The sequence below is a fragment of the Ensifer adhaerens genome (assembly GCF_020035535.1).
Classification (GTDB): domain Bacteria; phylum Pseudomonadota; class Alphaproteobacteria; order Rhizobiales; family Rhizobiaceae; genus Ensifer.
The window spans coordinates 715,406-726,820 of sequence record NZ_CP083349.1; the positions used below are offsets into that span (position 1 = coordinate 715,406).

The 11,415-nt window shown below is 63.0% G+C and carries 11 protein-coding genes; 2 read left to right on the plus strand and 9 right to left on the minus strand.

The genetic code is table 11. From position 1 onward, the window contains the following. Positions 1–146: 146 nt before the first annotated feature. Positions 147–821, plus strand: coding sequence for a nitroreductase family protein (locus LAC81_RS03470; protein WP_113537887.1), 675 nt, complete (start codon positions 147–149; stop codon positions 819–821). A gap of 95 nt (positions 822–916) precedes the next feature. Here LAC81_RS03470 and LAC81_RS03475 read toward each other — a convergent pair whose 3' ends face one another. The 8 genes from LAC81_RS03475 to LAC81_RS03510 all read right to left on the minus strand — a co-directional run bounded on the left by LAC81_RS03475 (position 917) and on the right by LAC81_RS03510 (position 9,872). After that, positions 917–1,504 (minus strand): DJ-1/PfpI family protein, encoded by a 588-nt coding sequence (locus LAC81_RS03475; RefSeq protein ID WP_223726732.1) that lies wholly within the window; start codon positions 1,502–1,504, stop codon positions 917–919. Between the two features lie 10 nt (positions 1,505–1,514). Continuing rightward, positions 1,515–2,018 carry a GNAT family N-acetyltransferase gene (locus tag LAC81_RS03480; RefSeq protein WP_223726733.1) on the minus strand — a complete coding sequence of 168 codons (504 nt, stop codon included), beginning with the start codon at positions 2,016–2,018 and terminating at the stop codon, positions 1,515–1,517. Between the two features lie 228 nt (positions 2,019–2,246). Beyond that, complete coding sequence (locus LAC81_RS03485) at positions 2,247–2,660, minus strand: MerR family transcriptional regulator (protein ID WP_113537884.1); 414 nt, start codon at positions 2,658–2,660, stop codon at positions 2,247–2,249. A 120-nt stretch (positions 2,661–2,780) separates the two neighbouring features. Beyond that, positions 2,781–3,656, minus strand: coding sequence for an alpha/beta fold hydrolase (locus LAC81_RS03490; protein WP_223726734.1), 876 nt, complete (start codon positions 3,654–3,656; stop codon positions 2,781–2,783). Between the two features lie 238 nt (positions 3,657–3,894). Next, complete coding sequence (locus LAC81_RS03495; protein ID WP_223726735.1) at positions 3,895–4,362, minus strand: hypothetical protein; 468 nt, start codon at positions 4,360–4,362, stop codon at positions 3,895–3,897. A 104-nt stretch (positions 4,363–4,466) separates the two neighbouring features. Next, on the minus strand, positions 4,467–6,800 hold the full coding sequence (locus LAC81_RS03500) for a glucose/quinate/shikimate family membrane-bound PQQ-dependent dehydrogenase (RefSeq protein ID WP_419195801.1): 2,334 nt from the start codon (positions 6,798–6,800) through the stop codon (positions 4,467–4,469). A 436-nt stretch (positions 6,801–7,236) separates the two neighbouring features. After that, the gene (locus LAC81_RS03505) at positions 7,237–8,742 is read right to left on the minus strand and encodes a protein adenylyltransferase SelO (RefSeq protein ID WP_223726736.1); all 1,506 of its coding nucleotides are present in this window, start codon (positions 8,740–8,742) and stop codon (positions 7,237–7,239) included. A gap of 173 nt (positions 8,743–8,915) precedes the next feature. Further along, entirely contained in the window at positions 8,916–9,872 is a 957-nt protein-coding gene (locus tag LAC81_RS03510; RefSeq protein WP_223726737.1) for a homocysteine S-methyltransferase family protein, read from the minus strand. Between the two features lie 239 nt (positions 9,873–10,111). Here LAC81_RS03510 and LAC81_RS03515 point away from each other — a divergent pair, with 239 nt between their 5' ends. Beyond that, the gene (locus LAC81_RS03515; RefSeq protein ID WP_223726738.1) at positions 10,112–10,726 is read left to right on the plus strand and encodes a TetR/AcrR family transcriptional regulator; all 615 of its coding nucleotides are present in this window, start codon (positions 10,112–10,114) and stop codon (positions 10,724–10,726) included. A gap of 56 nt (positions 10,727–10,782) precedes the next feature. Here the strand turns inward: LAC81_RS03515 and LAC81_RS03520 are convergent, their stop codons facing one another. Further along, the gene (locus tag LAC81_RS03520; RefSeq protein ID WP_223726739.1) at positions 10,783–11,301 is read right to left on the minus strand and encodes a DUF1697 domain-containing protein; all 519 of its coding nucleotides are present in this window, start codon (positions 11,299–11,301) and stop codon (positions 10,783–10,785) included. Positions 11,302–11,415: the final 114 nt, after the last annotated feature.

Below are 11,415 nucleotides of genomic sequence, written 5' to 3' on the forward strand. Positions count from 1 at the left end.
CTTGAAGGCGCGCTCAACTCGTCCTGAATGCTTCGCTTGATCGTCGCCGATCGAGAGGGGAAGCATGCAGGAATTCAAAGTGCTGCAGCGATCTTCGTGCGTCGAGAGGGACGCGTGACGCAGCAGGACAGGGAGGAGAAGACTGAATGCGCCCACACGAAACCGTGCCCTATGATCAGTGGATCGAGCGCACCCCCGAGGAGATGGCGACGCGCGCCGCCGATTTCTACGAAGAGATCAACCGCCGCCGGACCACGCGCTTTTTCAGCGATCGCGCCGTGCCGCGGGAGGTCATCGAAACCTGTCTGAAGTCGGCCGGCACGGCACCGAGCGGCGCCAATCATCAACCCTGGCACTTCACGGTCATCGAGAGTGCCGCGATCAAGGCCAAGGTCCGCAGCGCGGCGGAAGAGGAGGAGCGCATCTTCTATCGGGATAAGGCACCGCAGGAATGGCTCGACGCACTGGCCCCGCTCGGTACCGATGATGACAAGCCCTTCCTGGAGACCGCTCCCTATCTGATCGTCATCTTCTCGCAAAAGCGCGGCGGCCCCAGACCGGGCGACCTGAAGAAGAACTACTACATCAACGAGAGCGTCGGCATCGCCACCGGCATCCTGATCACGGCGCTGCACCATGCCGGGCTTGCGACGCTTACCCATACGCCGGCGCCGATGAATTTCCTCAACGAGATCTGCGGCAGACCCGAAAGCGAAAAGCCGTTCCTGATCCTGGTTGTCGGCTATCCCGCGCCGGATGCGACCGTCCCGGTCGCCGGCAAAGTAAAAAAACCGCTCGATCAAATCTCGAACTGGCTCTAACCCATTGATGGGAGTGCATCTTTCCGCCTCCCGTGGGTCCGCTTGAAATTGCGATTGTCAGGCGCCATTCTGAAACGCGTCCCGGGACGCGTTTCCTAGCCGACACTGGCGCGTTCGTTCACCTGATGCTCGTGTCCGTAGAGCGCGAGGAAGCCGTCGAGTTCCGCCGAGCCGAGGCCGAGGCCGTGCAGGATCTCGCCGGCAAAACTGATCGGCGCAGTTCCGGCAGCGGTGACGACATGGCCGCTGCGCAGCGCCTGTGGCTGACTGCGGTAGCGCTGCCTGCCGTGATAGCCGGGCAGCGCTGCAAGGCTTTCAGCGCTGTTGCCGGTATGGTCGATGCTATTGAGAAGTCCGCTTGTGGCGAGCGCGTTGACGCCGCCGCAAATGGCTGCGAGCACGCGCCTGTCGCGATCGAAAGCACGGATCGTTGCTGAGAGATCGGGAGCCTCACGCGTCTCCCAGATCGATCCGCCGCAGATCACCAACCCGTCGAAGCCTGCGGGATCGAGCGCGTCGACGGAGAGATGCGCCGAGACGTCGAGCCCGCCCATCGACGTCACCCGCGCACCGTCGGCGGTGGCGACGTCGATATCTATACCGAGGTGCGTACGCGCTGCCGCCATCAACAGCGCACATTCCCAATCGGCGAAGCCTTCACAGAGCACGATCGCAAGACGCATCGTTCGATCCTCATCCAAGCTTCTGCATATAGCGCATGCCCGTCACCGGACGAGGCACGAAGCGCTCGGATTCGTAGAAATGATGCGCCTGAAAATTGCCCGTGGCGGCGCTGACCGAAAGGAAGTCGCAGCCGGCCATCTTCGCCTGCTCGCGCGCCTTGGCAACCAGATGGCGGCCAATGCCGGTGCCGCGGCTTTCAGGGCGAACGAAGAGATGATGCAGTTCCATGCCACGCGCGCCTTCGGCGGCCCGGTAGATCGGCACCAGGATCGCGTAGCCGATCAGTCGGTTGCCGGCCTCGGCAACGAGCGCGGTGATCCAGGGCGTGCGGCCGAAGAGGTCGCGCTCAAGCTGTTCCGGTGTGATCGGCGCGGCGTCGCCGTGTTGGGCGGAAAGCTCGGCGATCATGTCGCGCAGTTCCGGCAGGTCACGCTGCTTGGCGCAACGGATCGTGACCATCGGCGGTCGTGTCGACGGGACAGGGTGAAGGGTAGGGATGGCGGTCTGTAGCATTTCTGGGCTCCTCGGTTTTTTTCGCCATCAGGAGCCGGAAAAACAAAAGCCGCCTGATGGCGGCCTTGTTGAATATGATCAGCAGGCCGCTCCTATCGGAACAGCCAAAAATACACGCGGCAAATGGGTGCGTTCTTGATCATGGGCGCTAGATTGTTCGTTTTCGCGATTTTGTCAACGGGGATTTTTCGACCATCGATCGCGCCCCGCATTTTTTGGAGCGCCGCCTCAGTGTTCGCTCTCGCACATGGAGTGGTCGGCCAGGGCCCGGATCACATAGCAGTCACCCACCGTGTGATTGCCGTCGCAGGCGACGATGCGCTCCAGTTCCTGCTCCAGCTTTCTCAGCCTGGCGATCTTTTCGCGAACGGTCGCCAGGTGCTCGCTGGCGATCCGGTCGGCCTCGCCGCAGGGACGCTCCGGATGCTGGCTGAGGGCGAGCAGGTCGCGGATCGAATCGATCGACAGGCCGAGGTCGCGCGCGTGACGGATGAATGCCAGCCGCTCGAGTTCGCTTTTCTCGTAGCGCCGCTGGTTGCCTTCGGAGCGTTCGGGCGCCGCGATCAGCCCCATCTGCTCGTAATAGCGGATCGTCGGAATCTTGACGCCGGTGCGCCGGGAGAGATCGCCAATGGAATACATGCTCGCCTCAAACCTATAGCTTCTGGAGCAATAGATAGTTGCGTGCTGCATTGTGTCAATGGCGGGGTGAGGGAAGGGCCCACACGGGCCCCTCCCGACGGCAAGTAATTCCGGCCCGGCCTAGCCGGGGTCCTTGCCGAGGAACGAGAGCAGCACCTCGTCGAAGTGATCGCTTTCTTCCAGTTGCGGCGTATGCCCGCTCTCCTCGAAGGTTCGCACCGTCAGGTCAGCGAAGTCCCCCCGGTACTCGTCCCAGGTGGAGGCTGGAGCAACGAGATAGTCCGATCGGCCAAGGGCCAACAGCACGGGCGCCGTCAGCGCGTTCAACCCCTTGCGGATATCGATATCGCGAAAGACCTCGCCCCAGAGATGGTCGAAGACAGCGTTGTTGACCGTGACATCAAGCCAAAGCGGCGCGGCATCGAAGTCCGGCTGATGCCAGCTCTTGGCGCCAAGCCGGATCAGCAGCGATTTGAAGCGCTCCTCCGGCCGGGCTGCTATGTCCGCGCCAAGCGCGGCCATCTCCCGCTCGAAGGTTGCCTTGCGCTCAGGCGATACGGTCTCCTCCCAGATCCGGTCGGCGACGGCCATATGGCGGGCAGAATGGCTCGGGCCGGTACCGACCATAACAAGATGGCTGATGTGCCCCGGATGCCGCTTGGCATATTCGAGCGCCATGTAGCCATGGCCGGAATGGCCGAGGATCGCAAAGCGCTCGAGACCGAGATGCGCGCGCAGCCGGTCGATGTCGGCAAGCACCGTCTCGAAGCCGATGTCGCCAGAGGCATATTCGCCCCGGGCCGGTGCGAAACCGCGATGGTCGACGAAGACCAGGCGCAGCTTTTCGCGAAGCGCCTTGGAGAAGGTGCGCGGATAGTAGATGGCGCTGCCGATGACGAGCAGCGGCATGCCGCTGCCTTCGATCGTATAGCCAAGGTCGAAGGGACCGGCGCGAAGGCTTCCGGTTTCGGAAACAAATCCGTTTTTCGTAGTCATGAAGATGATCCCAGCGGTGGCCGGTGAGCGGTCATATCGACGTCAGGCGTTCACGCGGCCAGAAAAAGCCATGCCAAAAGCCGCCGAAAAGCGGTCGTGGCGTCAGTAGTTTTCTGTCGGTGAGCGTCGCTAACGGATCAGGCGCACGGGTCTTGGTCCTCTTTTGGGGACCGCTGAATACCATCCTTGGTCAGGGCAGGACAAGTCGTGCGTCCTGCCCGAGGTCCACAAGGCTCTGTCAGGCGATGTCGCTGCCGCTGTCGGCAATGTCGGTGGCTGCGTTGTCACGCTGTTTCTCGACACCCATCGCACGTTCGACTCCCCGGCGAATTTCGTCCTCGACTGCCCTCCGCTGTTCGGTATCCATCGCCTTGAGATCCTCTTCGTTGAGGCCAAGCGATTCCAGGATTTGAGCGCGGATCTGCTCTGCCAGGCTCATCTTCGACCGCTTCAGGAACTCGTTGCTGACCGAGTTTCCTGACGGTGCCGCCCCTTTCTGGCCCGTGATCGAGGCGGTTCCGGTTTCCTCGCGGGTCGCGGTCGCCCACAGGGCGTTGGAGAGCGCGCTTGATGTCGAGGGCGGCGCAACCGTTGGGGCCTGGCGCGGGCGCGCGTCTGTCCCGGTCTCCTCGATCGGCGAAACCGTGCCCATCTGCTGGCGGCGCTGGGAGAAGTAGTAGTTCGAGATGCTGTTGTCGATCTTCATGGGAATCCCCCGGAATCTGTCGTCCGGGGGAAGCTGCTGTCGCGGGCTTGCGCGGAGCTTGCTTTTGCAACCCTCTAGCGAGATTTAGGGATGCCTCTCGCGCTTCACGGCAGGGTGTAGGCGATGATGTAATCGCCGGGCTTCGTGCCGACCGAGCCGTGGCCGCCGGCGACGATCAGCACATATTGCTTGTCGCCCACCGCATAGCTCATCGGCGTCGACTGGCCACCGGCGGGCAGGCGCGCTTCCCAGAGCTGTCGGCCGGTCGTCAGATCATAGGCGCGCAGATAGTCGTCGACCGCAGCGCCCAGGAAGGCAACGCCGCCCTTGGTGATCATAGGCCCGCCGATGCCGGGTACGCCCACCTTGAACGGCAGCGGTAATGGCGTCATGTCCTCGACGGTGCCGTTCTTGTGCTTGTAGGCGATCTTGCCGGCTCGAAGATCCGCGCCGGCGACATAGCCCCATGGCGGCGCCTGGCAGGGAATGCCGAGCGGTCCGAGGAAGGGGCCCATGAAGACGCCATAGGGCGCTCCATCGTTGCGGTTGAGGCCCTGTTCCGAACCTTTCTCGTCCTGGCCCTTCGGCGGGACCTGATCGCGGGGCACGAGACGCGAGGTGAAGGCGAGATAGGTCGGCATGCCGAACATCACCTGCCGTTCCGGATCGACCGCAACGGAACCCCAATTGAAGGTGCCGAAGTTGCCAGGATAGACCAGAGTGCCTTCGAGCGACGGCGGCGTGTAGCGCCCCTCATATTTCAGCGACCGGAACTCGATGCGGCACGCAAGCTGGTCGAAGAGCGTGACGCCCCACATATCCTTCTCCCGCAGCGGTGCGGGCATGAAGGTGAGGCCGGAGACCGGTTGGGTCGGCGCCGTGAAATCCTCGCGGATCGCCCCGCCCGGCGCCTGGACTTCCTCGACCGGGATGATCGGCTCGCCGCTTCTGCGGTCGAGCACGTAGATGTCGCCCTGTTTCGTCGGTCCGACCAGCGCCGGCACGACCGTGCCGTCTTCCTTGGTGATGTCGAGCAGGGCCGGTTGCGCTGGCACATCCATGTCCCAGAGATCGTGATGCACGGTCTGGCGCACCCAGCGCACTGCGCCCGAGTTGATGTCGAGCGCGACGATCGAGGAGGAATATTTCTCGACGTGCTCGCTCCGGCCCATGCCGAGTTGGTCCGGCACCTGGTTGCCCATCGGAATGTAGACGAGGCCGAGGGCTTCGTCATAGCTGAAGACCGACCAACTGTTCGGCGAGTTGGTGGTGTAGGTCTGACCCTCGGGAAGAGGCGTCGTCACATCCGGGTTGCCGCTGTCCCAGTTCCAGATCAGCGCGCCGGTGTTGATGTCGAAGGCGCGGATGACGCCGGATTGTTCCTGGGTCGAATAGTTGTCGTTGACTGCGCCGCCGATGATGAGCTTGCCGGCGACCGCCACCGGCGGGGACGTCGAATAATAGTAGCCGGCGGGGTTGTACTTCATGCCCGTTTCGAGCTTCAGCACGCCGTTGTCGGCAAAGCTGGTGCAGACGGAGCCGTTTGTCGCGTCGAGGGCGATCAGGCGCGCATCGGAGGTTGGCAGATAGACCCGCTCGGCGCAGGGGCTGCCGGGCGCTGCGGTGGGATCGGACCAATAGGTGACGCCGCGGCAGGTCTGGTGCTGCCGGTCGGGGTTCATGCCCGAGTTGGAATCATACTTCCATTTTTCCTCGCCGGTCGCCGCGTCGAGGGCGATCGCCCAATTGTGCGGCGTGCAGGCATAGAGCGTATCCTTCACCTTGAGCGGCGTGACCTGATAGGTCGTCTCGCCGACATCCTCCGGTCGTTTGACGTCGCCGGTCTGGTATTGCCAGGCGACCCTCAGATTGGCGACATTGTCAAGCGTGATCTGGTCGAGCGGCGAATAACGCTGGCCGAAGGGGGTTCGCCCGTATTGGTGCCATTCACCCGGGGGCACTGAGCCACCGAGCGGAGGGTCGGCGGCAACGACATTGCTTGGCAGATCTCCGCGGATATCGTGCGGATCCAGCGTCAGTGCATATCCGGCCACACCGATCGCGAGGAGTACGGCAATCGCCAAGGGCCAGGCGCTCACCGCATAGCGTTCGCCCGTTGGGCTCTCGAAGCCGAGCGGCCGACGGACGGAAGGCAGCAGCAGCCAGAGCCCCAGGAGCACGATGACGCCTCCGCGCGGACCGAGTTGCCACCAGTCGAAGCCGACCTCCGAGATTGCCCAGCCGAGCGAGCCAAGGATCATGAACGCATAGAGCCAGATCGCTGCCGATTTTCGCTTGAACAGGAGTACGGCCGTCAGCAGGAAACCGATGCCGATGACGAGATAAAAGGGGCTGCCGCCAAGCATCAGCAGTTTGACCCCGCCGCCGCCGAGCACGAGGCCGATGAGAGCGAACACGATGGCTGTCAGGATGAGCATGATGCAAACTCCCGCATTGAAGCACAGTGCCGCGACACCGTTTTTTCCATGACGCTGGTCCCCGTTCGGGGCCGCGTGAGACAGGTCGGTTTCGGAGTCGGCGGTCGCAATCGACGTCGCGGCAGCCAGGTTGGCAACGGCGCGTTTGGCGCGCCGTTACCGCTAGCACCTAACGCGCGGCACCTGCCTTTCAATAGCCACAATTCCGCAACGCGGAAATTTAGGGGTATGCGATGGGGTTGTGCTCAAGGTGCTGAGAGGTCGGACGGCGAAGCTGACACGCACGTCGCCGGCACCTGCTGGCAGCGAAAAGGGGCGCTTCCTTCGCAACGTGCAAAAACAAGAAGATAGAGCGTTTCGGTGAATCAGGATTGGAGGAGCCGCGCGGGATCGCTACAAGGCGATGCCGCTTCAGCAAGCGTGAATGCGGAGGCCGTCACGTGCCGCAGAAGGTTCGCTGCACTTCCTCTTCGGGTTTCGGTGGCTCCTGGTAGGCGGCAAAACGCGGCTGATCCTCGTAAGGCTTCGCGGTCACGTCAACCAGCGCCTCGAACAGCGAAAAGTCGGCCTCCTCGGTCGCTGCCGCGATCGCCTTTTCGATGCGGTGATTGCGGGGGATGTAGGCGGGGTTCACGGTCTTCATCGCCGCCGCGCGCTCTTTGGGCGTCATCGTTTCACGGCCAAGCCGTTGACGCCAGTCCTGAAGCCATGGCTCAATCGTCGCGGCGGAGGCGAACGAAGAGCCCAGCAGCGCGTCGGCTGCGGGATCGCGTGCGCTCTCGCAGAGCCGGCGGAAGGTCAGGGTAAAGTCGGCTTCGCTTTTGTGCATGGCGGTCAGTAGCGATTGCACAAGGTCGAGATCGCCTTCTTCGCTCGTGGCCAGCCCGATCTTGGCCCGCATGCCGTCCAGCCAATGGCGCTGGAAGATTGCGCCGTATTCGCCGAGCGCATCGTTGGCCAGTTCAACCGCCGTATCCGCGTTATCATCGAAGAGCGGCACCAGGGTCTCGGCCAGGCGGGCGAGGTTCCATTGGCCGATCGCGGGTTGGCTCGCATAGGCATAGCGGCCGATCTGGTCGATCGACGAGAACACCTTCTTGGGATCGTAGGCATCCATGAAGGCGCAGGGGCCGAAGTCGATCGTCTCGCCGGATATCGTCATGTTGTCGGTGTTCATCACCCCATGAATGAAGCCGACATGCAGCCAGCGGGCGATCAGTTCCGCCTGACGCGCGTTCACCGCCTTGAAGAAGGCGAGATAAGGCCGCTCCTCGTCCTTGATCTCGGGATAGTGCCGGTCGATCGCGTAGTCGGCGAGAATCTTCACCGAGGCCATGTCGCCGCGCGCGGCGAAGAACTGGAAGGTGCCGACGCGCATGTGGCTGGCGGCGACGCGCGTGACGATGGCGCCGGGCAGGATCTGCTCGCGATAGACCGGCTGGCCGGTGACGACGGCAGCAAGCGCCCGCGTCGTGGGGATGCCGAGCGCAAACATCGCTTCGCTGGCGATGTATTCACGCAGCACCGGACCGAGAGCCGCACGCCCGTCGCCGCGGCGCGAAAACGGTGTCTGTCCCGGCCCTTTCAGCTGAATGTCGCGCCGCTTTCCGTTGCGATCGATCACTTCGCCGATGAGGATCGCCCGGCCGTCGCCAAGTTGCGGCACGAAGGTTCCGAACTGGTGACCGGCATAGGCCATGGCGAGCGGTTCGGCGCCATCAGGCACGCGATTGCCCGAGAAGATCTGCGCACCGTCGCGCTCGAGTGCGGCCACATCGAGCCCGAGCTCCTCGGCGAGCGGCTTGTTGAGCTTGATCAGCCAGGGTTCGGCGACAGGGGTGGGCTCGACGCGCGCGAAGAACTGCTGCGGCAGGCGCGCATAGCTATTGTCGAAGGCGAAGGCTTCGGTGTTTCCGGTCGGTGAGGGGGGAACGTAGTTCATGATCAAGCGGTCAAACGGCGTCTGCCGGGATACCCCGGGGCCGTCCTTTCGGCCTAAGTCTACACGAGATCGCGAAGATTTTGGGTCGCATCGACCAAAAAACGTCAACGCCGAAAAAGCGGCGCCCTCCCGCGATTACTCGCGAGAGGGCCGGGAGGGCGAGGCCCCGTACCTCAGGCGCTCAGCGCCGTCGGAGGAAGGCAGGCCTCGCAGATTGCCGCGATATGGCGATGATCGGTGCCGCAGCAGCCACCGAGGATGCGCAATCGTGGCAAATGCGTCGTCAGTGTTCTGTACCGCCGCCCGAGGTCGGCGGGGTCGCCGGCATCGAGCGTTTCGCTATTGTCGAGTTCGGCGTGGCTCATCATCGAGGCGTTGGCCCGGATACCGGCAATGCGATCAGTCCATGGACTGCGGCCGTCCAGGCTCGTCTCGAAATGAGCGGGATGGGCGCAGTTGATCATGTAGTAATGCGGGTAGCCGCCGGTCTCCGCGTCGACGGTCTCGATCGCGGACTGGAGGCTGCGGCCATCCGGCAGCCGGCCATCTGTCTCCACCGTGAAGGAGATGGCGCAGGGCATGCCATGGCTCTGGGCCGCACGGACAATGCCGATCGCTTCGTCAACGCTGGTCAGCGTATAGGCGCTCACCATGTCCGCATCACTGGCGGCGAAGGCTGAGACCTGCGGCGAATGATAGTCCTCGGCCTCGTCGGGCACCATCCGGCCCAAGCGATAGCCGTCGCCACGCGGTCCGATCGCTCCGCTGAGCACGATCGGCGCCTGCGGCCGCTCATACTCGCCGCGCAGTTCCGTGAGCATGTAGATTGCGTTCTGGTTCGTGACGGTCAGTGCCTCGTCGTTGTAGCCGAGCTTTACGCCCCAATCCGAACTCGCACGCCATGTGGGCGTGTCGAGTACGAAGCCGGTGCCGTGTTGCTGAGCGATCGCGAGGTAGCGTGCATAGTAGCTCAGCAGCCGACGCCGTCCGTCGGCCGTGGAAAGCATTACGAAGGCTGCGAAATGCGGAAGCGTGACGCCCTCGTGGAAGATCAGCGTCGTCTCCATGCCGCCGTCGCTTAGGAAGAGTCCACCCTTCAAGAGCGGCAGGCTCCGTCGGTATTTGGCCATATCGGTCTCCACCGGTTCAGTCTTGCTGATGAGGCCCGGGGACACCTCCAATCCCGCAGAACCAGCTAAATTACTGCCTTTTTATCGTCTTCTAAACTAGACGACTTAAGGTATACTATTGCTAATATATCCGCATACTTTAGTGAAATCAGTCACTTACTGCGTTGGTTCCGTCACGGCGTCACCGGCTGGTGACCCCTTCGCTGTCGGAAACCGCACCAATGGTAGGGCAGCGGCTAATGCGAAAGGGTGAGGAAACGCGAGCGAGAATCCTCGACACCGCTGAGGCCGCGGTGCTGGCGAAGGGGTTCGGCGCGACCTCGATCGACGAACTGATCGCCGAGATCGGCATTACCAAGAGCGGCTTCTTCTACCATTTCCGGGACAAGAATGAACTCGCCCGGGCGCTGCTCGAACGCTACATCGAGAACGACGAGCGCATCTACGACGAAATCTTTGGTCGGGCTCATCAATTGGCCGATGATCCGCTGCAGGCTCTTCTGCTCGGCCTGAAGCTGCTGTCCGAAACTCTGTCTGATTTGCCGAACGGCCATCCAGGTTGCCTGGTCGCAGTCATGTGCACCCAGGAGCGGGCCTTCGATCGCGAGATCCAGGAAATCAACCGGCAGGCGGCGCTGATGTGGCGCCGGCGCTTCGGTGCGATGTTCGAGGAGATCATGCGCGTCTATCGGCCGCGCGAGCCGCTGGACGTCGACCAGCTCGCCGATATGGTTTCGACCGTGCTCGAAGGCGGCATCATCCTGTCGAAGGCGCTGAAGCAGCCCGAAAGCCTGCCGCAGCAGTTGCTCGTGCTTCGGTCCTTCGTCCGGCTGCTGTTCCAGCCGGCGGTGTGAGCAATTCCAGGAGAAGGTGAAGCGGTTTTCCGTCCGGAATGGGGCCTTGCGGAGCGTCAGCCTTCCATCTCAAGCGCCAGGGTGGCGAGCTTGCGCACCGTATTGAGGTTGCGCGCGGTGCCGGCTTTTGCGGCCGGCAGCTTGAACTTCGAGCGGCCGGAACCGTTCGGGAAGTGGATATAGATCTCGGCTCCGGCAACCTGGGCTTCTTCGCCATCGGGCGCCACGAGCTTGTCGAGCGCGTCGGCCGGCGCCGGCTCACGCAGGAAAACGACCAGCAGCAGATTGGGACGGGCGTTCGGGAAGGGGGCCTGATCGGCGATCACCTGCAATTGCGCGCCGGTCCTGATCATCACGCCCGGCGCCTTGCCGAGCTTTTCCTGAAGGGCGCTGTCCAGCATCGCGGCTACTGCCGCCGCCGGCAGATCGGAGCGGAACAGCACGTTTCCGCTCTGAATGTAGGTCTTGACGTCGGCAAAGCCGAGCCCCTCGCAGATCGCCTTGAGGTCGGCCATCGGAAGCGATCCTGTGCCGCCGACATTGACGGCACGCAGCAAGGCGACATGGACGGGCATGGCGGGACCTCCGGGACCACGATGATTTTTGGCGGCTGGACCCAAAACCATCACCGCGGTCGATTTTCACAATAGGAAGCGGGGGGTGTATGCGGAAAACCGCATACACGTCCC

Coding starts and splice junctions, on each gene's coding strand:
- LAC81_RS03510 (WP_223726737.1), bottom strand. CDS start 9,872: ATGGCCAAATACCGACGGAGCCTGCCGCTCTTGAAGGGTGGACTCTTC.
- LAC81_RS03495 (WP_223726735.1), bottom strand. CDS start 4,362: ATGAAGATCGACAACAGCATCTCGAACTACTACTTCTCCCAGCGCCGC.
- LAC81_RS03505 (WP_223726736.1), bottom strand. CDS start 8,742: ATGAACTACGTTCCCCCCTCACCGACCGGAAACACCGAAGCCTTCGCC.
- LAC81_RS03500 (WP_419195801.1), bottom strand. CDS start 6,800: ATGCTCATCCTGACAGCCATCGTGTTCGCTCTCATCGGCCTCGTGCTC.
- LAC81_RS03485 (WP_113537884.1), bottom strand. CDS start 2,660: ATGTATTCCATTGGCGATCTCTCCCGGCGCACCGGCGTCAAGATTCCG.
- LAC81_RS03490 (WP_223726734.1), bottom strand. CDS start 3,656: ATGACTACGAAAAACGGATTTGTTTCCGAAACCGGAAGCCTTCGCGCC.
- LAC81_RS03480 (WP_223726733.1), bottom strand. CDS start 2,018: ATGCTACAGACCGCCATCCCTACCCTTCACCCTGTCCCGTCGACACGA.
- LAC81_RS03475 (WP_223726732.1), bottom strand. CDS start 1,504: ATGCGTCTTGCGATCGTGCTCTGTGAAGGCTTCGCCGATTGGGAATGT.
- LAC81_RS03515 (WP_223726738.1), top strand. CDS start 10,112: ATGCGAAAGGGTGAGGAAACGCGAGCGAGAATCCTCGACACCGCTGAG.
- LAC81_RS03520 (WP_223726739.1), bottom strand. CDS start 11,301: ATGCCCGTCCATGTCGCCTTGCTGCGTGCCGTCAATGTCGGCGGCACA.
- LAC81_RS03470 (WP_113537887.1), top strand. CDS start 147: ATGCGCCCACACGAAACCGTGCCCTATGATCAGTGGATCGAGCGCACC.